At 60.8% G+C, this 21,141-nt stretch carries 18 protein-coding genes and 2 pseudogenes; 9 read left to right on the plus strand and 11 right to left on the minus strand.

Annotated elements, in window-relative coordinates:
- Window positions 1–34: 34 nt before the first annotated feature.
- The 4 genes from HU770_RS10830 to HU770_RS10845 all read left to right on the plus strand — a co-directional run bounded on the left by HU770_RS10830 (window position 35) and on the right by HU770_RS10845 (window position 4,812).
- Entirely contained in the window at window positions 35–1,237 is a 1,203-nt protein-coding gene (locus HU770_RS10830; RefSeq protein WP_186663654.1) for a glycosyltransferase family 4 protein, read from the plus strand.
- Window positions 1,234–2,421, plus strand: coding sequence for a glycosyltransferase family 2 protein (locus HU770_RS10835; protein ID WP_186663655.1), 1,188 nt, complete (start codon window positions 1,234–1,236; stop codon window positions 2,419–2,421). Before HU770_RS10830 ends, HU770_RS10835 begins: the two co-directional genes overlap by 4 nt.
- The gene (locus tag HU770_RS10840; protein ID WP_186659020.1) at window positions 2,421–3,185 is read left to right on the plus strand and encodes a WecB/TagA/CpsF family glycosyltransferase; all 765 of its coding nucleotides are present in this window, start codon (window positions 2,421–2,423) and stop codon (window positions 3,183–3,185) included. Before HU770_RS10835 ends, HU770_RS10840 begins: the two co-directional genes overlap by 1 nt.
- 211 nt (window positions 3,186–3,396) lie before the next feature.
- Window positions 3,397–4,812 (plus strand): undecaprenyl-phosphate glucose phosphotransferase, encoded by a 1,416-nt coding sequence (locus tag HU770_RS10845; protein WP_033697665.1) that lies wholly within the window; start codon window positions 3,397–3,399, stop codon window positions 4,810–4,812.
- A gap of 17 nt (window positions 4,813–4,829) precedes the next feature.
- On the opposite strand, the gene HU770_RS10850 is transcribed toward HU770_RS10845, so the two are convergent.
- Window positions 4,830–5,765, minus strand: coding sequence for a LysR substrate-binding domain-containing protein (locus tag HU770_RS10850; RefSeq protein WP_186663656.1), 936 nt, complete (start codon window positions 5,763–5,765; stop codon window positions 4,830–4,832).
- A gap of 146 nt (window positions 5,766–5,911) precedes the next feature.
- On the opposite strand from HU770_RS10850, the gene HU770_RS10855 reads away from it, so the two are divergent.
- Window positions 5,912–7,288: an L-serine ammonia-lyase gene (locus HU770_RS10855; protein ID WP_186663657.1), complete on the plus strand. Its 1,377-nt coding sequence runs from the start codon at window positions 5,912–5,914 to the stop codon at window positions 7,286–7,288.
- 39 nt (window positions 7,289–7,327) lie between these two features.
- Here HU770_RS10855 and HU770_RS10860 read toward each other — a convergent pair whose 3' ends face one another.
- Window positions 7,328–8,005, minus strand: a complete 678-nt coding sequence (locus HU770_RS10860) for a DUF3313 domain-containing protein (protein ID WP_186663658.1) — start codon at window positions 8,003–8,005, stop codon at window positions 7,328–7,330.
- Between the two features lie 184 nt (window positions 8,006–8,189).
- On the opposite strand from HU770_RS10860, the pseudogene HU770_RS10865 reads away from it, so the two are divergent.
- Window positions 8,190–8,363: pseudogene (locus HU770_RS10865) on the plus strand (helix-turn-helix domain-containing protein); the annotation flags it as partial.
- A gap of 127 nt (window positions 8,364–8,490) precedes the next feature.
- Here HU770_RS10865 and HU770_RS10870 read toward each other — a convergent pair.
- The 3 genes from HU770_RS10870 to HU770_RS10880 form a co-directional block, all read right to left on the minus strand.
- The gene (locus tag HU770_RS10870) at window positions 8,491–9,786 is read right to left on the minus strand and encodes an FAD-binding oxidoreductase (RefSeq protein WP_186663659.1); all 1,296 of its coding nucleotides are present in this window, start codon (window positions 9,784–9,786) and stop codon (window positions 8,491–8,493) included.
- A gap of 13 nt (window positions 9,787–9,799) precedes the next feature.
- Window positions 9,800–10,888 (minus strand): polyamine ABC transporter substrate-binding protein, encoded by a 1,089-nt coding sequence (locus HU770_RS10875; RefSeq protein WP_033697672.1) that lies wholly within the window; start codon window positions 10,886–10,888, stop codon window positions 9,800–9,802.
- A gap of 65 nt (window positions 10,889–10,953) precedes the next feature.
- Window positions 10,954–12,312 (minus strand): glutamine synthetase family protein, encoded by a 1,359-nt coding sequence (locus HU770_RS10880; protein ID WP_033697674.1) that lies wholly within the window; start codon window positions 12,310–12,312, stop codon window positions 10,954–10,956.
- A gap of 150 nt (window positions 12,313–12,462) precedes the next feature.
- Here HU770_RS10880 and HU770_RS10885 point away from each other — a divergent pair, with 150 nt between their 5' ends.
- Both HU770_RS10885 and HU770_RS10890 read left to right on the plus strand, forming a co-directional pair.
- On the plus strand, window positions 12,463–13,362 hold the full coding sequence (locus HU770_RS10885) for a helix-turn-helix domain-containing protein (protein ID WP_033697677.1): 900 nt from the start codon (window positions 12,463–12,465) through the stop codon (window positions 13,360–13,362).
- Window positions 13,363–13,433: 71 nt separating this feature from the next.
- Window positions 13,434–15,347: an AAA family ATPase gene (locus HU770_RS10890; RefSeq protein ID WP_033697679.1), complete on the plus strand. Its 1,914-nt coding sequence runs from the start codon at window positions 13,434–13,436 to the stop codon at window positions 15,345–15,347.
- Between the two features lie 36 nt (window positions 15,348–15,383).
- Here the strand turns inward: HU770_RS10890 and HU770_RS10895 are convergent, their stop codons facing one another.
- Window positions 15,384–16,769 carry an aldehyde dehydrogenase family protein gene (locus tag HU770_RS10895; protein ID WP_186658993.1) on the minus strand — a complete coding sequence of 462 codons (1,386 nt, stop codon included), beginning with the start codon at window positions 16,767–16,769 and terminating at the stop codon, window positions 15,384–15,386.
- 106 nt (window positions 16,770–16,875) lie between these two features.
- Between HU770_RS10895 and HU770_RS10900 the strand changes: the two genes are divergently transcribed.
- Window positions 16,876–17,742 (plus strand): LysR family transcriptional regulator, encoded by an 867-nt coding sequence (locus tag HU770_RS10900; protein ID WP_033700022.1) that lies wholly within the window; start codon window positions 16,876–16,878, stop codon window positions 17,740–17,742.
- Window positions 17,743–17,855: 113 nt separating this feature from the next.
- Here HU770_RS10900 and HU770_RS10905 read toward each other — a convergent pair whose 3' ends face one another.
- The 5 genes and pseudogenes from HU770_RS10905 to HU770_RS27255 all read right to left on the minus strand — a co-directional run bounded on the left by HU770_RS10905 (window position 17,856) and on the right by HU770_RS27255 (window position 21,027).
- On the minus strand, window positions 17,856–18,137 hold the full coding sequence (locus HU770_RS10905) for a PAAR domain-containing protein (protein WP_186663660.1): 282 nt from the start codon (window positions 18,135–18,137) through the stop codon (window positions 17,856–17,858).
- Between the two features lie 554 nt (window positions 18,138–18,691).
- Window positions 18,692–19,013, minus strand: a pseudogene (locus tag HU770_RS10910) (PAAR domain-containing protein).
- A gap of 269 nt (window positions 19,014–19,282) precedes the next feature.
- Window positions 19,283–19,537 (minus strand): hypothetical protein, encoded by a 255-nt coding sequence (locus tag HU770_RS10915; protein WP_186663661.1) that lies wholly within the window; start codon window positions 19,535–19,537, stop codon window positions 19,283–19,285.
- Between the two features lie 11 nt (window positions 19,538–19,548).
- Window positions 19,549–20,706 (minus strand): RHS repeat-associated core domain-containing protein, encoded by a 1,158-nt coding sequence (locus HU770_RS10920; protein ID WP_339467472.1) that lies wholly within the window; start codon window positions 20,704–20,706, stop codon window positions 19,549–19,551.
- Between the two features lie 120 nt (window positions 20,707–20,826).
- On the minus strand, window positions 20,827–21,027 hold the full coding sequence (locus HU770_RS27255) for a PAAR domain-containing protein (RefSeq protein WP_186663666.1): 201 nt from the start codon (window positions 21,025–21,027) through the stop codon (window positions 20,827–20,829).
- Between the last annotated feature and the right edge of the window lie 114 nt (window positions 21,028–21,141).

Here is a 21,141-nt window from a genome sequence, read left to right on the forward strand (position 1 = left end):
AGGGTTCATTACGCAGGCATTGAATTGGATTCCTATGCGCATTGCTTACTTCATCAACCAGTACCCGAAGGTCAGCCATAGCTTCATTCGACGCGAAATGCTGGCGCTGGAGCGCCAGGGCATGGAGATCCAGCGCATTGCCCTGCGGGGCTGGGACGCCGAACTGCAGGACGCCGAGGATATTGCCGAGCGGGACAAGACCCGCTACGTGCTGCAGGACGGTGTCGGTGGGTTGTTGGCACCGACGCTGCAGGTACTGCGCGCCGAGCCCCGGCGCTTCTTCGCCACCCTGTGGCTGGCCTTGCGCATGGGCCAGCGCGCAGACCGGACCTGGCCTTATCACCTGGTGTACCTGGCAGAGGCGTGCAAGGTCTTGCTCTGGTTGCAGGCCTTTGGCGCCAAGCACGTGCACGCGCACTTTGGCACCAACTCCACCGAGGTGGTGATGCTGGCCCATGCACTCGGCGGGCCTGGCTACAGCTTTACCGTGCACGGCCCGGAAGAATTCGATAAACCGCAGTTTCTGCACGTGGGCGAAAAGGTGCGCCGCGCAGCGTTTGTCGCGGCGGTCAGCTCTTACGGGCGCAGCCAGTTGTTCCGCTGGGTGGCCCATGAGCACTGGGGGAAAGTGAAGGTGGTGCATTGTGGCCTGGAGCGCGAGTTTCATGCCGTCGCCGCTGTTGCAGCACCTTCGGCGCCACGCCTGGTGTGCGTGGGGCGCCTGTGCGAACAGAAGGGCCAACTGTTGCTGATCGAGGCGGCCCGCCTGTTGGCCGCCCAAGGCGTTGCATTCGAGCTGGTATTGGCAGGGGATGGCGAGATGCGCGGGCAGATCGAAGCCCTGGTCGCCCGCCATGGCTTGCAGGCACAGGTGCGGATAACCGGCTGGATCAGCGGCGCCCAGGTGCGGGACGAAATTCTGGCGGCCCGTGCCTTGGTGTTGCCCAGCTTCGCCGAGGGCTTGCCGGTGGTCATCATGGAGGCCATGGCGTTGCGCCGGCCGGTGCTGACGACTTATGTGGCGGGCATCCCCGAGCTGGTTCGCCAGGGCGAGAATGGCTGGTTGTTCCCGGCGGGCACGGTGGAGGAGCTGGCTGCGGCAATGGCCGATTGCCTGGCGCAACCCGCCGATGTGTTGCAGCGCATGGGCGAGGCGGCGTATGAGCGGGTGCTGCAACGCCACGATATCGATACCGAGGCCGCCAAGTTGGCCAGCTACTTCAAGGCCTGCGCATGATCAGCCTATTGGCGTGGCTATTGGGCCTGGTGACGGTTGCCATCCTGCTGCCATCGTTGGTGTTGTTCGCGCAGGTGCTGCTGGCTTGCCTGCCTGTACGATCCCAGCCCGCAGCCGGTGCCAGGCGCCCGCGCGTGGCGGTGCTGGTGCCTGCGCATAACGAGGCGTCGATCATCGCGTCGACGCTGGCGAGCGTCGGCCCGCAAATGCTGGCCCATGACCGTTTGCTGGTGGTGGCGGACAATTGCAGTGACGACACCGCGCAGTTGGCGCGCAGGGCGGGCGCTGAAGTGGTGGAGCGGCACAACGATCAACTGCGTGGCAAGGGCTATGCACTGGACTTCGGTGTGCGGCATCTGGCGCAGGACCCGCCAGAGGTGGTGATCATCGTCGACGCCGACTGCCTGGTGGGTGAGGGCGCCATTGACCTGCTGGCACGCCGCTGCCTTGAAGCTGCGCGGCCTGTGCAGGCGCTCTACCTGATGCATGCGCCCGCCGGCGCGGGCCTGAAAGTGCAGATTGCCGAATTTGCCTGGCGGGTGAAGAACCTGGTGCGCCCGCGAGGGTGGGCACGCCTGGGCTGGCCTTGTCAGCTGATGGGGGCGGGCATGGCATTCTCCTGGCGGGACTTGGCAGCGGTCGATTTGGCCAATGGGCATCTCGTCGAAGACTTGAAGCTGGGCCTGGATTTGTGCCGGGCCGGCAAGCCACCGCTGTTTTGCCCTCTCGCGCAGGTCACCAGCCAGTTCCCGCTCAGCCAGGAAGGCTTGAGCAGCCAGCGCACCCGCTGGGAGCATGGCCACCTGGGGGTGATCGTGGCCCAAGTGCCTAACTTGCTGGTGGGCGCGCTCGCGCGGCGCAATTGGCCGCTGCTGGCCATGGCCCTGGACCTGATGGTCCCGCCGTTGGCGTTGCTGGTACTGGCCTTGATAGTGGTGGTAGGCGTGTGCTGGCTGGCCGCGCTGCTGTTCGGTATCACCGCACCGGCGTGGATCGCCACGGCGGCCTTGGCAATGCTGGGTGTGGCGGTGCTGCTGGCGTGGTGGCGTTTCTCTCGGGAACTGATCCCGTTTTCGGTGTTGCTTTACGCCCCTTTCTACGCCGCGAGAAAGATCCCTTTGTATCTGGGTTTCTTGATCAAACGCCAGGTTGAATGGGTGCGCTCGAAACGGGATGACAGCTGATGAGCGAATGGCAAAGCCGCTGGAAAACGATTATCGGCAAACTGCAAGTAGTCAGAGACCCTGCGCAAGCGCAACACCTGCTTGAGGCACTGTGCCGGCCCGAGGCGCCGACGGTACTGGGTTTCGTCAATGCCCATGGCATGAACCTGGTGGCGGGTAATGCGGATTACTGCAAGGCGCTGTGTTCTGCCGATGTGCTGCTGCGTGACGGGGCCGGCATGGCCATCCTTTATCGCCGCCTGGGGCTGGACCCTGGGCTGAACATGAATGGTACAGACCTCATCCCCAAGCTGATGGCGGCGTTCAAGGGGCGGCGAGTTGCGTTCTGGGGTACCCGAGAGCCGTTTCTGGGCCAAGCGGTGCAGTGCAGCGAGGCCCGCTTCGGCCTGGTGCCGGTGTCGGTCCACGATGGTTTTGCCGATGTGGCCACTTACCTTGAACTTGCCCGGGCAACGCAGCCGGAACTGATCGTGCTGGGCATGGGGATGCCCAAGCAGGAAGCGCTTGCCCAAAGGCTGGTAGCCAGTGGCGGGCCGTGCCTGATCGTCTGCGGTGGGGCGATTCTGGACTTTCTTGGCGGCAAGGTCAGCCGGGCCCCGGCCTGGCTTCGCCGGTTGGGCGGGGAGTGGATCTTCCGTTTGGTGAAGGAGCCTAAACGCCTGTTCATGCGGTACGTGGTGGGTAATCCGGCGTTCCTTATACGAACCCTGTTCTGCACCAAGGCGAAGACGCTCGATGCCCGTAACACGCCCAGGCGCATCTGACGATTTGGCCAGGCGAGCCGTCTGAAATGGCCAAAATCCATGGCTGGGCGGATTCCGCCCGCCGGGTGGGCGAGCGACTGCTACAGTGATAACAAGCGGCCTTGGGGGCGGCGAAGACTATTCAGAATACAGGATTCTACTTCAAAGGCTGTTATGGATTGATTGAGTAAGCTGCACGGCACTTGCTACGCTCAAATTAATGAGGTCTGAAATGGTTCTCGAACCCAGAAGCAGTCGTTCCTTACTTCAGCGAAGAAGCAGCGTAAGTAACGCCATTCAGGCAGGTCTAGATGGAATTGCAGTAACCGGTGTTGCCTGGTACTTGATCTATGATCAATTCGGTCACATTACCTCTGATTATGTGATCATGCTGCTGTTGTTAATTGGTGCGTTGGCTGTTATTTACGACCATTATGCAATTTATCGAACCAACGTCGGCTTGTCGATCAAGGCGTTCAGGTTGTTCAAGGCGTGGTCGGCAACCTTTTGTTTTCTGGTGGTCATGGCATTTCTTACCAAACAAAGCGAGACCTACTCGCGGTTGTTGGTGGTGCAGTTGTTTGTCTTTGGTTATTTTGCCCAGCTGTTTCTACATGTGGTGGTGCGTGAATTGCAAAAACGCTTTACCGCCCACGCCCGCCTGGACAACGCGCTTATTATCGGAGCGGGTGACCTTGCCAACTTCCTGCACCAGAAGATCAGCAACAACCCCTGGTTCGGTGAACGGGTGCTGGGTTGCGTGCTGATCAATGATTCGGCTGAGCAGGGCAGTGCCGACGCAAAGCAGCGCCTGCCGGTACTCGGGCATGTCACCGACCTTGACGAGATTGTCGCCAAGCACGCCATTCGCACGGTGTACCTGGTCACCCCGCTGGGTGGCTCCGAAGTGATTAACGATGTGTATTTGAAGTTGCTCGACAAGTGCATTGCGGTCAACTGGGTGCCGGATATCTTCTCGTTGCGCTTGATTAACCACAGTGTGCGGGAAATTGCCGGTATTCCGGTATTGACCTTGTCGGAAACACCCTTGACCGGCATGAGTCTGTTTCTGAAAAACCTCGAAGACCGGGTGCTGGCCGCATTGATTTTACTGTGTGCCTCACCGGTGCTGCTGGCGGTGGCTATCGCGATCAAGATCGACAGTCGCGGCCCGGTCTTCTTCAGGCAAGAACGGATGGGCTGGACGGGGGAGTCCTTCCGCATCTGGAAGTTCCGTAGCATGCATGTTCATCAACCGGAAAATGGCGTTGTCAAACAGGCTCAGAAGAATGACCCAAGGCTCACCCGGGTGGGGGCCTTTATTCGCAAGACCAGCCTGGACGAGTTGCCGCAGTTGTTCAATGTATTGACCGGCGAAATGTCGTTGGTGGGGCCGCGCCCCCATGCACTTCAGCACGATACGCTGTATTCGCAAGACATTGTCGACTACTTTGCGCGGCACAATATCAAACCCGGCATGACCGGCCTGGCGCAGGTCAGGGGCTTCCGGGGTGAAACCAAAGACATTGAGCAGATGATCCAGCGGGTCGACTCGGACATCGAGTACATCAACAATTGGTCGTTGTGGCTCGACTTTGTCATTTTGGTCCGCACGCTCAATGCCTTTACCGGCAAGCAGGCCTACTAGCCCGACGCTGTCGACCCTCACGCCAGCGGGTGCAGTTCCCTGAACCCGCGAGCCTCTTCCACCAGCCAATCATGCACCGCGCGGGCGCCGGGCTGGGTCAGCCCGCCGGGCGGGTAATGCACCACATAGCGTTTGTGGTTGGCGATCGCTACCCCGAATGGCACGATCAGCGCCCCCCGCTCCAGTTCATCGTTGAGCAGGGTTCGCCGGGCGATTGCCACGCCAACCCCGGCAATCGCCGCCTCGATGGTCAGGTGGTTGCGGTTGAAGGTATGCCCCCGCCGTACATCGAGGCCGCCCGCGCCGATACCTTCCAGGTAGAACTCCCATTCAGCGTACTCCGAGGCCCCTCGCCAGGCGGTGATGTCATGCAGCAAGGGGTAATGCGCAAGGTCAGCCGGCCCGTGCAGCGGTGGTCGGCCACGCAGCAGCGTGGGCGAGCAGACCGGGAAGATCTGCTCGTCCAGCAGCGGCGTCGACAGCATGCCCGGGTAACTGCCATCGTTCAGGTCGATGGCCAGGTCGAAGTCCCCCGGGTGCAGTGCCTGTGCGCTGTCTTCGGCCACCAGCCGCAACTCGATGTCCGGGTAGCGCTGCTGAAAGCGCGGCAAACGTGGCGTCAGCCATTTGGCCAGAAATGACGGAATAGAACGCAGGCGCAAGGTGCCGCGGATCTCACCGGCGTCCAGGCGCAGCAGCTCGGCCTCGATGCTGCCATAGGCCTCGGCCACTGTCTGGGCCAGGCGTTGCCCTTCGGCGCTCAGCTCGACCCCGCGGGCGCGCCGCAGGAACAGGCGATAGCCCAGCCGTTCCTCCAGCTGGCGCATCTGCTGGCTGACTGCGCCCGGTGTGATGTGCAGTTCTTCGGCGCAGCGGGTAAATGACAAATGCCGGGCCGCACAGGAGAACACATGCAGCCAGACGAACATCTGGCCATTGAGTTGTCGTCTCATCGTTTAGTACCACTAAAGCCTTGCTTAGGAGGTTTCGTTGGTCATCCTTGCCGCAGCAGGTCAGTATCGCTCAACTTCGCAGTAGCGTTCAATTTTCCCAGTGAGCCGTGCATGGGCGTTTCTGTCCAGCCCGGTCAGGCATTAGTATGGCTATCAGTGTTTTCGACCTCTTCAAAATCGGCATCGGCCCTTCGAGCTCCCATACCGTGGGCCCGATGCGGGCGGCGGCGACCTTTGCCCAGGCCCTGCGCGAGCGCGGTTTCCTGGCCCAGGTGACGCGCGTCGAGGTGCGGCTGTATGGCTCGCTGTCGGCCACCGGGGTTGGCCACGCCACCGACCGTGCATGCCTGCTCGGGCTGATGGGCCAGTGGCCGGACCGGATCGACCCCGCCACCATCGAGCCGCGGATCGACCAGCTGATGCAGGAGCACTGCCTGATGCTCGATGGTAGCCACCCGCTGGCGTTCAACTACACCCGCGACATGCGGCTGCTGGACGAAAGCCTGCCGTATCACCCGAACGCCATGACCCTTGAAGCGCTGGGCGGGCAGAGCAGCCTGTTCAGCCAGACGTACTATTCGGTGGGCGGTGGTTTCATCGTCGAGCAGGCTGAGGTCGATGCCCCGCAGAGTGAAGCGAATTCGGTCGACCAGCCGTATCCGTTTGCCAGCGCGGCTGAGTTACTGGCGCTGTGCAAGGCGCACCGGTTGAGTGTCGCGCAACTGATGATGGCCAACGAATGTGCCTGGCGCACGGAAGCCGAGGTGCGCGAAGGGCTGCTGCGCATTTGGGCGGCAATGGGTGAGTGCGTCGAAAATGGCCTGCGCAATGAGGGCATCCTGCCAGGTGGCCTGAAGGTCAAGCGCCGCGCCGCACGACTGCACCGCAGCCTTCAGGAGCTGGGCAAGCCGAACGTGATCGGTTCGACCCTCAGCGCCATGGAGTGGGTCAACCTGTTTGCCCTGGCGGTAAACGAAGAAAACGCCGCCGGCGGGCGCATGGTGACGGCGCCCACCAACGGTGCGGCAGGCATCATCCCGGCCGTGCTGCACTACTACATGAAGTTCAACCCGGATGCCTGCGATGACGATGTGGTGAGGTTCCTGCTTGCAGCGGCCGCAGTCGGCATCCTGTGCAAGACCAACGCTTCGATTTCCGGTGCCGAAGTCGGTTGCCAGGGCGAAGTGGGGTCGGCGTGCTCGATGGCGGCGGCTGGCCTTGCCGAAGTGCTCGGTGCCACGCCACCGCAACTGGAAAACGCCGCCGAGATTGCCCTGGAGCACAACTTGGGCCTGACCTGCGACCCGGTCGGCGGGCTGGTGCAGGTGCCGTGCATCGAGCGCAACGCGATTGCTGCGGTCAAGGCAATCAACGCGGTGCAGATGGCCCTGCGCGGCGATGGCGAGCACTTCATCTCGCTCGATCAGGTTATCCGCACCTTGCGCGACACCGGTGCGGACATGCATGCCAACTACAAGGAAACCTCGCGCGGCGGCCTGGCTGTCGCCTATGTCGAGTGCTGATTCACCCTGCCCGGGGCCGCTTTGCGGCCCCGGGTCTGGTTAGCGGCTTTTCTGTTTCAGCGCTACAAAGCTTGCGCGCATGTCCTTGGCCCAGCCGTCCAGCACGGGCTTGACGTCATCCAGGGTCAGCTTCTGGGTGTCGTTCTCTAGCTCCTTGCCTGCGCCCTTGCGCACCACCTGAGCGAGCACCTTCTGGCTGGCGCCGTCGAGGAAGGCTGCCTCGACACCGACATCTACGTCTTGGTCACGGCCGCCCATGGCGGTATTCACGCCTGCCGAGATCAGCGCAATCGGGATCACTTCGTAGGCCTTGAAACCCTCGTTGCTGGTGGAGACTGCGGTAATCGCCGGGCGTACGACGATGGTGCCTGGGCCGGGGGCCTTGGCCAGGGTCAGTACGCTGCCCAGTTCACGGCGCATCGCTTCGTTGAAGTAACGGCTGATCTCCTGCAGCGTCTGCGCCGAGATGACGGCTGTCGGTTGCGGTTTGGGGTAGAACTGGCTGGGCTCGATGAACACCTGGCTGTACTGATTGACGTCGACCTTGGGGTCCATCCAGCGCATCACCGGTGCGCCAGAAGGGCTTTCAGCGGGTTGCAGGCGGCTGTAGTCCTTCAAGAAGCCGGAGTAGTCGCTGGGGTCCACGCGGTTGCTGGAGCAGGCCGCGACGGCAAGCAAAGCTGCGCATAACAGGGTGATGCGAGGCAGTGATTTCATGATCGTCATGCATCCATGAGGGGTCGGCCAGAACAACGCTAGCAGGTGCGGGGGAGTTGGCCAGTGGTCAGGGGCAATCTCGAAAGGCGGTGGCGGTATGCTGTGCCAGGGCTTGGCCGCCGTTCAACTGGCATGAATCCCGGCAACTCGGCGCATAACACAGAAACTTCCTACGCTACGGTTGGACATCCGACATTTGCGTGAGGCACTCAACTTCAGCCAGCCGGTGTTCGCCATGCATCTGCACACGAGTGTTTCGACAGTTCGAAAATGGGAGCAGGGGGAGACGCGCCCTGCAGGGCCGGCGCTTAAATTGCTAAACATCATACAATGCAAAGGCTTACAAGCGATTCTTTAAGTGCTTTGTACTAAATGGTCTTGCCTTGCTTGCCTTATGAATCAGTAAGTTAGCGAATATTCTTCAGGTTCTACATTGGTGCACCCTCATCACACAGGCTTGCATGATGAGGGCGCAGAGGCAGCGCTTACCCCAGCACCTCGCGCAACCGATACCACAACATCCCCAACGCCAGCAGCGGTGAACGCAGCGCCTTGCCGCCCGGGAAGGTCAGGTGCGGTACCGCACTGAACACATCCAGCCCTTGGCTGTGGCCCACGGCAATGCCTTCGGCGAGCAGTTTGGCCGTCCAGTGGGTCACGTTCAACCCATGCCCCGAATAGCCCTGGGCGTAGTAGACGTTCGGGTGCTGGCTCAGCCGCCCGACCTGGGGGAAGCGGTTGGCCGTAATGCCGATCATGCCGCCCCATTGGTAATCGATGCGTACCTCGGCCAGCTGCGGGAACACCTTGAGTACCTTCGGCCGCATGTAGGCGGCAATGTCCTTGGGGTCGCGCCCGGAATAATGGCAGGCACCCCCGAACAACAGACGGCGGTCAGCGGTGAGGCGGTAGTAGTCCAGGCCGACCTTCTGGTCGCACAGCGCCATGTTCTGCGGGATCAGGCTACTGGCGAGCGCCTCTGGCAACGGCTGGGTGGCCACCACATAGCTGCCGGCTGGCAGCACCTTGCCACTCAGGCGCGGCTCCAGTTCATCGAGGTGCGCGTTGCAGCCCAGCACCAGGCTGTGTGCCCTGACCGTGCCGTGGGCGGTGTGCAGGGTCACGGTGGGCCCATGCTCGATGCGCAGTACCGGGCTCTGCTCGAAGATGCGCACGCCAAGGCCTGCAGCCGCGCGCGCCTCGCCCTGCACCAGGTCCAGTGGGTGCAGATGGCCCGAACCCATGTCCACCAGGCCACCGGCGTACTGGTCGCTGGCGACGACCTGGTGCATATGCTCGGGGCTGACCAGGCGTGTTTCGTGCCGATAACCCAGCGCGGCGAGGTCGTCCTGTTCGGCCTTGAAGGCGGCAAACTGGGCGGGAGTGTTGGCCAGTTCGCAGAAGCCCCAGCGCAGGTCACAGGCAATACCGTATTGCGCGATGCGCCCGGCCACCAAGGCCACCGAATCGATGCCAGCCTGTTGCAGGTAACGCACGCCATCCTGGCCGACATAACGGGCAAAACCACTGACGTCATGGCCGATGCCGCGGATCAGTTGGCCACCGTTACGCCCGCTGGCGCCCCAACCGATGCGCCGGGCTTCGAGCAAGATCACCGACAGCCCCCGTTCGGCAAGTTCGAGCGCGGTATTGACCCCAGTGAGGCCGCCGCCGACCACGCAGACATCGGCCGTCAGTTCGCCGTCCAGGCTGGGGTAGGGCGCCGTGTGGCGTGCCGTGGCGGCATAATACGAAGCGGTGTGCAGGGTATCGAAAGGCATGGGTGTTCTCGGCTCAGCGGTTGGACTTGATCTTGCTCCAGGAGCGGGTCATCACGCGCATGATCTTGGGGCTGGGCGTGCTGGAGATGTACAGCTTGTCCAGCACGTGCTGGGGCGGATAGACCTCGGGGTTTTGCACCAGGGCTTTGTCCATGTAGGCCTGGGCGTCGGGGTTGGCATTGGCATAGCCGACCGTGGTGCTGACCTTGGCGATCACCTGCGGCTCGAGCAGGTAGTTGATGAACGCCAGGGCCTGGTCCGGGTTGGCGGCGTCCTTGGGGATGGCCAGCAGGTCGAACCACAAGTTGCTGCCTTCCTTGGGAATGCTGTAGGCAACCTTGACGCCGTTGTTCGCTTCCACCGCGCGGTTGGCGGCCTGGAACACGTCGCCGGAGTAACCGAAGGCCACGCAGACATCGCCGTTGGCCAGGTCCGAGACATATTTTGAGGAGTGGAAGTAGGTGATGTAAGGGCGCAATTGGAGCAGGCGGGCTTCTGCCTTGGTGTAGTCCGCAGGGTTTTCGCTACGTGGGTCCATGCCCAGGTAGTTGAGGATCGCCGGGAACAACTCATCGGGCGAGTCCATGAAGGCCACGCCACACTGCTTGAGTTTTTTCAGGTTCTCGGGCTCGAACAGCACCGCCCAGGAGTCGATGTGGTCGATGCCCAGTGCGGCCTTGACCTTGTCGACGTTGTAGCCGATGCCGTTGGTGCCCCACAGGTAGGGCACTGCGTACTGGTTGCCGGGGTCGTTCTGCTCAAGCTGCTTGAGCAGCTTTGGGTCAAGGTGCTTCCAGTTGGGCAGCTTGCTGCGGTCCAGCGGTAAAAAGGCCCCGGCCTGGGCCTGGCGAGCGAGAAAGTGGTTGGAAGGCACGACCACGTCGTAGCCGGTGCGACCGGCCAACAGTTTGCCCTCCAGGGTTTCATTGGAGTCGAACACGTCATAGACCACCTTGACCCCACTGCTGGCCTGGAAGTCGGCCAGTGTGGTGTCACCGATGTAGTCGGTCCAGTTGTACACGCTGACGGTCGGTGCAGCTTGGGCGGCAGCGCCGAACAGCAAAGTGAATGCAGCAGGAACCAGGGATTGCAGATGACGCATGTCGACACCTCGTTGGTTTTGTTCTCGGTTTCGATGGAGGCGGGGCGCCGCGCGCCCCGGGCAAATCAAACGCTGAGCATCAGGAATTCACGCTCCCAGGAGCTGATCACCCGTTTGTAGTTCTCGTGCTCGGCACGCTTGACCGCGACATAGCCCTGGACGAATTGCTTGCCCAGGTATTGCTGCACGGTCTCGCAGTCTTCCATGTGCTGCAGGGCATCTTCGATGGTGATTGGCAGGCGCAGGTTGCGTCGCTCATAAGCCCGGCCCTGCACCGGCGCGCTCGGGTTGATCTTCTCGATCATGCCCAGGTAGCCGCACAGCAGGCTCGCGGCGATGGCCAGGTACGGGTTGGCATCGGCGCCCGGCAGGCGGTTCTCGACACGCATCGCCTCGGGGCTTGAGGTCGGCACCCGCAGCCCGGCCGTGCGGTTCTCTTCGCCCCACTCGACGTTGACCGGTGCCGAGGTGTCCGGCAGGAAGCGGCGGAACGAATTCACGTTTGGCGCGAACATCGGCAGCAGCTTGGGGATATACTTCTGCAAACCGCCGATATGGTGCAGGAACAGCTCGCTCATGCTGCCGTCTTCATTGGCGAACACCGGCTTGCCGGTGGCGATGTCGACCACGCTCTGGTGCAGGTGCATGGCGCTGCCAGGTTCATCGGTAATCGGCTTGGCCATGAAGGTAGCTGCAACGTTGTGCTTGAGCGCCGCCTCGCGCATGGTGCGCTTGAACACGGTGATCTGGTCGGCCAGGTCCAGGGCATCGCCGTGGCGGAAGTTGATTTCCATCTGCGCCGGGCCGTCCTCGTGGATCAGCGTGTCCAGGTCCAGGCCCTGCAGTTCGCACCAGTCATAAACGTCTTCGAACAGCGGGTCGAATTCGTTGGCGGCGTCGATCGAGAACGACTGGCGACCGCTTTCAGCGCGCCCGGAGCGGCCCAACGGTACCTGCAGTGGCAGGTCCGGGTCTTCGCAGCGCTTGGTCAGGTAGAACTCCATCTCCGGCGCGACGATCGGCTGCCAGCCTTGGTCGGCGTAAAGCTTGAGCACCTTCTTCAACACGTTGCGCGGTGACAGCTCGATGGGGTTGCCTTGCTTGTCGAAGGTGTCGTGAATGACGATCGCGGTCGGCTCGATCGCCCAGGGGATCTGGTACACCGCAGCCGGGTCAGGGCGGCAGATCATGTCGATGTCGGCGGCATCGAGCAGGCTGTAGTAGATGTCGTCGTCAACGTAGTCGCCGGTGACCGTCTGCAGCAGCACGCTTTCGGGTAGGCGCATGCCGCGCTCATGCAGAAACTTGGCGGTCGGCGCGATCTTGCCGCGGGCGATGCCGGTCAGGTCGCTGATCACGCATTCGACTTCGGTGATCCGGTGTTCTTTCAGCCAGGTGGACAGCTGATCGAAGGGGGCGTTCATACAGACCTCTTGGTTGGGTTTTTGTGTGCGCGGCGGGAGCCGGTGGCTTCCCAGGTGACGCGCTGGGGACTATCTTGGTCGCAGCCCCCAGGGCAATCTATCCACTTTCTCCGGCAATCAATGCACCAAAAGAGTGCAACAGGACGATGCGTGACAACGCCCAATGCCTTGCAGGTCCAGGCTTTCCACACCACCGATGTCACCGAGCAGGTGCGTGCCACCCCAGGCTGGCAACAGCAGTACCGGCAAATGTCGCCGGGGCACTTCAGCGGCGAACTGCGCTGCCTGGGGCTGGATGGCGTGGAGGTGTATGAAGAGCGTCTCAACACCCGTGTCGAGCAATTCTTCCGCCCCCCGAGCGGTTCGCTGGCGTTCTGCTTCGACCGTACGGAGAACAGCCTTTACCTGCTCAACGAGCAGAGCCGTAATATCTGGATCACCCCGGAAAACTACGAAGAGGTGGCGGTGGTGTTCGACCAGGCGTTCCTGGCCCGTCATGGTCTCGATACCCAGCGCCTGGACGGGCTGTTCATGGTGCCGTTGGGCAGTGGCCAGAACGCGTTGTTCGGCAGTTGGCTGAGCGCCACCCTGACCCGCCTGGGCCATGCCGATTGCCCGCTGCAGGGGCAGGCGCTGGCCGAGCAACTGCTGGAAGACTGCCTGTTCATTCTCGACAGTGCCTGCCAGCGCCTGGACGGTGGTGCGCTGGGCAGGCGAAGTGAAGCGCGCGAGATCATGCGCCGGGTCAGTGAGTGGGCGGCGGACTGCCCCGAAGAAACGCTCAATTTGATGGCGCTGGCCGACGTGGCCGGTGTTTCCCTGCGCCAGTTGCAACAGGCGTTCAAGGCGTTCACCGGTATGCCGCCGGCGCACTGGCTGCGCTTGCGCCGGCTCAACGGTGCGCGCCGAGACCTGCTGCGCCAGGCCGATGTCACGGTGGCCGAGGTGGCGATGCGCTGGTCGTTCTGGCACCTGGGGCGGTTTTCCGAAAGCTACCGGCAGTTGTTCCGCGAGTTGCCGAGTGAAACGCTGAAGCGGGGCAGGGGCTGAGGGCAACACTGAACCCAGCACACCCCTCGGAAAGTTGTTATCGTGCCGGGCTGTTCCCACCCGAGGTCCCGATGTTCTACCTGCCGTTGCCCAGTGACCTAGCCGACCGTCTCGCCAGCGAACCTGCTGCCAGCGACTTTTTCTCAACCGCCAGTGTTGTGCAGGCGGCCGCAGTGCTGTTCGTGCAGAACCTGCCGCGCCAGCCGGCCACCGCGACGGCAGATGCGCAGGAACGGCGCTTTGCCGAAATCGTGCGCATCGCCAGCGAAGTCGAAACCGCCGCACCGGGCCGCTTTCAGGGCCAGGTGGCGCAGCACTTCGACCGCGAGGCGTTCGCCATGGGGCTGGGCATGCTGGGTGAGAATGGCATCGGCCTGCTGGCCAGCGAGGTCGAGTACGACAGCGACGCCTTGCTCGATGCCGAAGGCCAGTGGAATTTCCGCTTTGCCGACAGCTACCGGCAGCAGGTCACGCCGCTGCACCCGGTCTACCTGCCCTCATTGGCCAGTGACCTTTTGTTGAGTGATCAACAAAACCGCCTGCTGCGAGAGTTTCTCTCCGGCGTCGACGAGTCTGTTGCGGTGCAAGGTTTCGCCGGCACCGGCAAGACCTTCCTGATCCACCAGTTCGCCCGCTTGCTCGACCCCCAGCGCACGCTGCTGCTGGCCTTGACCGAGGGCCAACTGCGCGCATTGCAGGCACGCGTCAAGGATGCCCAGGCCTACACCGCGCTGACCTTTGGGCAGTTGGCAGACGAACTCCTCAACCGTGACCTCACCAGTAATGGTTGGCGCCTGCGCGACCCGTATCGCACCAAGCTGTCCTGGCGCCCGCAGGAAGCGCAGGTGGTGAAGTGGTTGAATATCCCCGATATCGGCCCGCTTGACGCCCGCGATGTCGTGGCCTTGTGTATCAAGGCCGTGCGCAGTTTTTGCCGAACCGGCGATGCCCAGTTGCAGTTGCACCATTTGCCCTGGGCTGGGCCCGGCACCTCGCCGCTGGACCAGGAAGTGCTGCTGGAGAAGGCGCGCTTGTACTGGCAGGAGCTGATCCGCCCATCAACGCGGGAAATCCAGCTGCCGGTGCGTGATTACCACCGGGTCAAACTGCTGTCGTTGACGCAGGACGTGATCGACAGCCGTTACACCCACATCATCGTCGACGAGGCCCACGAGCTTTCGGCGCCGATGCTCGCCGTGCTGGACCGCAGCCCGCAATCGGTCATCACCCTGGGCGACGAGCTGCAGAACCTCAACGGCCTGAGCCCGCACCATGGCGGCTTTATCCGTCAGCGCTACATCGACCATTCGCTGCGCGCCGGGCCGGCGATGGACAACGTGCTCAACCCGTTGATCCAGGCGCACCCGGCCAAGATACAGGCCGCTTTCAGTGGCAGTGCCGAACACTACACCCGGGTCAGCTTCTTCGACACCGTCACGGTGCCGGAACAGCCCACGGCGTTGATCGTCGATGATGAATGGGGGCTGTTTGGCTGGTTCCAGCGCCTCACTCACCAAGGCGTGCCCTTCGTGCTGCTGAAGAGCGCACGCAAGGATTTCGAGCTGTTCGTCGAGGACTGCATCGAGCTGTACCGGTTTGGCACCCGGCCGCGCCACCCCATGTTGTTCCGCTATGCCAGCTGGCAGGCGCTGGAGCAGGACAAGGGCGATGACAAGGCCTTCGTGGCGGTGGCCAACATGCTGCGCAAGGGCTATACGCCAGAGCATTTTGCCAAGGCCAAGAGCCGTTATCGCTGGGACAAGGCGCCCAAGCTGTTCCTGGGGCGGGTGAGCGACGTGAAGAACATGGAGTTCGCCCGGGTGATGGTGTCACCGGAGCTGATGGTCACGCCGGTGGTGGCGGGCAATCGCAACGAACGTGCACGGATGCTGGCGGGCCTGTATACCGCCTGTTCGCGGGCACGGCATGAGCTGATCGTGCCAGGTGGGATGCTGGACTGGGTGAAAGACCAGGTCAGGGATTGAAGTGATTGGGGCCGCAAGGCGGCCCCAATGCACCGGTCAGTTACGGTCCAGCCACACCGTCTGTGCGTTGGTGAACTCGCGTACACCAAAGTGCGACAGCTCACGGCCAAAACCACTCTTCTTCACGCCACCAAAGGCGACGCGTGGGTCGGATGCGCAGTAGCCGTTGATGAACACGCCACCGGTATCCAGTGCCGCGGTCATGCGTTCAGCCAGTGCATAGTCAGCCGTGTAGATAGTCGCGGCCAGGCCGAACTCGCTGTCGTTGGCCAATGCCACCGCATGGTCGGCATCTTGCGCCGTGATGATCGCGGCCACGGGCCCGAACAGCTCCTGCTTGAACGCGGTCATCTCAGGGGTGACGTTGGCAAACACGGTCGGTGCGTAGAAGTTGCCCACGCCGTCGACCTTGTTGCCACCCAGCAGCAGGGTAGCGCCTTCGGCAAGGGTCGCCTGGACCTGGCCATCGAGTTCGTCGCGCAGGTCATAGCGGGCCATCGGGCCGATGTAGGTGTCGTCTTCCAGCGGGTTGCCGACTTTCAGCGCGCGCGTCGCTTCAACGAACTTGCGGGTGAAGGCTTCAACGATGCTCTCTTCGACAATAAGGCGCTTGGCCGCGGCGCAGACCTGGCCGGTGTTCTGGTAGCGACCAATGACAGCCGCCTTGACTGCGGCATCCAGGTCGGCGTCGGCCAGCACGATGAACGGGTCGGACCCGCCCAGCTCCAGCACGCACTTCTTCAGCGCGGCCCCGGCTTGTGCACCAATCGCCATGCCAGCGCGCACGCTGCCGGTCAGGGTCACGGCGGCAATGCGTGGGTCGTTGATGGCGCGGGTGACACCGTCCGGCGTCACGTTCAGCACTTCGAAGACGCCCTCCGGCAGGCCGGCATCCTTGAACAGTTCACCCAACAGGTAAGCGCTGCCCATGACGTTCGGGGCATGCTTGAGCACGTAGGTGTTACCGGCGAGGATCGCCGGCACAGCGCCGCGCAGCACCTGCCAGACCGGGAAGTTCCACGGCATCACGGCCAGGATCGGCCCCAGCGGGCGGTACTCGATGCGGGCTTTCTCGATCTGCGTCGGCTCTGCTGCCAGCATGGCTGGGCCGTGCTCGGCATACCAGCGGCACAGCCCCACGCACTTGCTCACTTCGCCACGGGCCTGCGTGATCGGCTTGCCGATTTCACGGCTGATCATCTGCGCAAAGGCTTCGGCCTTGGCTTCGAGGGTGCTGGCCAGGGCAAGCAGGTACTCGCTGCGCTGACCCAGCGACACCAGCCGCCATTGCCCATAGCCCACCTTGGCACGTTGCAGCGCCGCTTCCAGTGCGGCGTCGGTATCGAAGGGGTAGGCGCCAATCTGCTCGCCGCTGTGCGGGTCGAGGGAGATGGCATGGGTCAGGCTGCTGATCGCGCTCATGGCGGACACTCTCGTTGTTGTTAATCAGTGACGCCAGACTAGTGGTGTAGGGTTTTAATGAAAACTGAATAATAATGAGCGAAACATTCACGTTTGGAGAAAGACTGTGGACCTGGTGCAACTGGAGATCTTCAAGGCAGTGGCCGAGCAGGGCAGCATCAGCGCTGCCGCGCAGCATATCCATCGGGTGCCCTCGAACCTGACCACGCGCATCAAGCAGTTGGAAGAAGACTTGGGCGTAGAGCTGTTCATCCGCGAGAAAAGCCGCCTGCGCCTGTCGCCGGCGGGTTGGAACTTTCTCGAGTACACCCGGCGCATTCTCGACCTGGTGCACGAGGCGCGGTTGACCGTGGCGGGCGAGGACCCGCAGGGCACCTTTGCCCTGGGCTCGCTGGAAAGCACCGCGGCAGTGCGTATTCCTGCCTTGCTGGCGGCGTACAACCAGCGCTACCCCAAGGTCGACCTCGACCTCTCGACCGGGCCTTCCGGGACCATGCTCGAAGGGGTGTTGTCCGGGCGCCTGGTCGCGGCGTTCGTCGACGGGCCGCTGCTGCATCCAACCCTGGAGGGCATGCCGGTGTTCGAGGAAGAGATGATGGTCATCGCGCCCCTCAACCATGCACCGGTAACCCGTGCCCAGGACGTCAACGGCGAGAGCATCTACGCGTTTCGCGCCAACTGCTCGTACCGCCATCATTTCGAGAACTGGTTTGTGCAGGACCAGGCCGTGCCGGGCAAGATCCATGAGATGGAGTCTTATCACGGGATGCTGGCCTGCGTGAGCGCCGGGGCGGGGCTGGCCATGATGCCGCGCAGCATGCTCGACAACATGCCGGGTTGCAGCACGGTGAGCGCCTGGCCGATGTCGGAGGATTTTCGCTATTTGAAGACGTGGCTGGTGTGGCGGCGGGGCGCGGTTTCGCGGAGTTTGAGCATGTTCGTGAAGTTGCTGGAAGAGCGGCGCCTGAGTTGATGTTCCAGGTGCGATAAGGAAGGGGGTATAGCACACGCCGGGTTCAGGAAGCTTGGGAGGCCTCGGGGGTGGGGCTTCGAGAAATACGAAGCTTGTCACGACCCGAAGACACTCTACTTGGGTTTGATCGATTCAACGATGGACGCTGCCGTGGGAGCGCTGGCGATCAGGCTGGCGCCACAGGCGGTTTTCATGCCGTCGAGGGCGACGGGGATACCGTTGACGCGGTAGGTGCTACTGCCTTCCATAATCGGAAAAACGCCCTTGCATAGCGGGCATGAAACCCTGTGACCTTTTCCTGCCATAGGCTTGCCGTTGAGGTTGGTATGGGGGATGGATTCGATCACTTCCCCTCCATGATCGGTTGTATCGCCAAGACGTATGATGCTTTTCATGTTTGAGGGTGTGCCTCCAATTATCCAGGTGCTCTTAAGGAATTAGGTTGTGTGGGGTTGCATTGTTGGCTGGACTTTCTGGAATGGTCGCGTAGAGAGCCTTGATTAGATTTAGCGATTGGATTACCTGGTAAGCCCACAGGTTGCCTTGTTCAAGCATCAGTACGATACACCTTAACTAAGGTGCCGCCACTACCCGTCCCGATGGGGGGCGGGTCAGCTGGCTGACATATAGGTGTAAGTGCAATGAGCGCCTATGACTATTCTCGTTCGCAAGCGTGTAAATATGGAAAACTTTGTTGTGGGGTTTTATGAAGAACTCCTTCTTGTAAATTTTTCCGCCTTCAATATGTCTGTGTTCTATCCAAAGTTTTTTCTTCTGCTTTAAGTGGTTTTCTATTTTTTCAAGCTGATTATTCATTTTCATCGTCTTTTCGGTCTCGTGCTGGGGCAGTTAGAGCTTCTTTCGATGAAGATATCTGCTCTAGATCCTTCTGGTGTGAGGTGTGGTGGATTGATGAGCCGTTTAGGTGGGAGCGGCTGCAGCAGAAAAACTACTCAAATGTCTGGTGTTCGCCGACTCCACTTGGCCAGATTGAATCAGTATGGGCGCTGCTGTGTGATGCGCTGGTAATCAAGCTCGCGCCGCATGCGGTCTTCATGCCGTTGAGCGCGTCGGGAATTCCGTTAATGCGGTAGGTGTCGCTACCCATCGATGATGGGTAACTCTCCCTTGCGATGAAGACAGAAAACCATGTTGCCTTTGCCGGCAATCGGTTTGCCGTTGAGGATTGTATTGGCTACTGACTCAATAACTTTTCCTCCGTGATCGGTTGATTCGTTAAGTCTTAGGTTCTGTACGAAAAGTATGGTCATTCATCGTTGTGGGAGCGGCGGTGCGGCGATCCGACTTGCCCGGCGATCTGCCGCAACGCGGCAGCAAAGCCTGAGTTCGCGGCTTCTTTGACACCATTTGATATCGGGTACAGGAGCGCTTCGCACTCCATCGCGGGACAAGTCGGATCGCCGCACCGCCGCTCCCACAAAACTTTTCGTACAGAGCCTACGACCTGTAGCGTTTGATATGGCTCCTATTTGTGATTCCGCTGAGCTAGGTTCTTGGGTTATGAGTTGTCCCCTTGCCCCTACTTAATCGATAGTAGGTAAGATCTAAGTATTTCAAGAACTTCATTTTTTGTGAGTGTAAATTCTTCACCTGCGTCCATGCCGCTTAGTATATACATTAGCTCGTTAAGCTGGGCGTCATCAGATCGATGAATTTTCTCATCTATGCTAATTAAGTATGTGTGCCTGGAGAATTCAAGTGGTTTATATTCGCTTGACTCAAGAAAATCAATCATGTCCTGCACGATCTGTTGTTTCTCTTTTTTGCTGAGCATGACTTTGCCTCCTAACACATGCAGTTTAATTTTTTTTCATCAGGTGTTGCTAATCCCTGCTCGATATCCAGCTTTGTCGGGGGGTAGTGGGGTAAGTCTATCAGTTCGCCATTGATGGTTTTAGGGTGAACTCGATTTATTTTTCCTGAATGATCATACGTCTCTTCCCATGTTCGCACCTGTCCAGTCTTAGGGTTCCATTCAGTCGTGCGGGCTCTTCCTCTCGTGGGGCCAGGGGTGCGAGCTAGAGCCTCCTTCTCGTGATATCGAATTCTTCCGTCCGGAAGAGTTCGTTCCCTTACTGCTTTTGTTTGAGCAGTCTCTAGTATGGATAATTTGCGTTCTAGGGTAGCGGTAGGTCGGAAATCTCTGTTTGAGACCAGTCCAAATGGATCTGTCCATTCAATAGGGTTGGGAGCATAAGCATAGATGTTTAAGCCGCCTCCAAAGCCAATTGGATCCCTGCTAATGAATCGACCTATTTGTGGGGCGTAATATCGGTGGCGATTTAAGTGTAGGTCAGTTTCAACGTCGTAGTATTGACCTTGGAATCGTAAACGATTACAGCTGTGCGCCAACTCAGTGCCGTCGGCTCGTTTCTCGTTAGCGTGTCCCCAAACCTTAAATGTCCCGCTCCACTGAACTTTCTCATCATCGGTAGTAAGCTCCAATGCCGTTCCCAAGTGGTCACATTGATACCAGCGGAGAGCGTCGAACGGCTTCGGCGTTGGCTTATGCTGCCACACTGGATCCCGGTCGATGTCATAAGGAAAGTCATATCTCGGCTGATGCAGCATCTCCTCAATGTGATTCATCACCCTTTGTGCTACCGGAACAAAGGTTCCCGGCTCAAACACATAGTGTGTGGTCTGACCCTTTCCATCCCGACCTCGCTGCTCAAACGCCAGCGTGTCGCCGTCCCAGACAAATAGCGTCAGATCGCAACCCAGCTTTTCATCCAGCGCACGCCTTGCGTTCTCATTCCAGACCGGTCCAGCTTGTACCCGGTTGCGATACTTCGAACGTGAGTCTTTGTAGACACGGCGGCCTAGCGCGTCATAGCCGAACTCCACCGTCAGTCGGTCATCCTCGTAGCGCCGCAGCCGGTCATACAGGTCCCAGGTGAACTTGCCTGTTTTACCGTTCTCGTTTGCGCAACTTCCCGTCACCTCTGCGCATTGGGGAAATGAGCTGCACGCCGAGCAGGCCTCAAATCTGCGTGGGGAGAAGGGCAACAGGCGTTCTGAAGCGACGCCTGTTGTCCGCCTATTCCACTGGTTCTCATGGGTTCAGGGATGGACGCTGCCGTGGGAAGCGCTGGCAATCAAGCTGGCGCCACAAGCGGTTTTCATACCGTCGAGGGCGACGGGGATACCGTTGACGAGGTAAGTGTCACTGCCTTCGATAATTGGGAACGCTCCCTTGCACATAGGTGTAATCGAGTTGCTGCTTCTCTCCCTGGTTATCCGTGAGGGTGATGGACAGCAGATTGTCGTGTCCGCTCCATGAAGCCCACATTCCAAGCGACTACCTGAAGCCCGATGCTGCGCTCCCGATTTCTTTCTGGAGCCAGTCCGCCATGATGCGTCCCGACAGCAAAGTCG

This window comes from Pseudomonas sp. SWRI68 (assembly GCF_014269165.1).
Taxonomy (GTDB): domain Bacteria; phylum Pseudomonadota; class Gammaproteobacteria; order Pseudomonadales; family Pseudomonadaceae; genus Aquipseudomonas; species Aquipseudomonas capeferrum.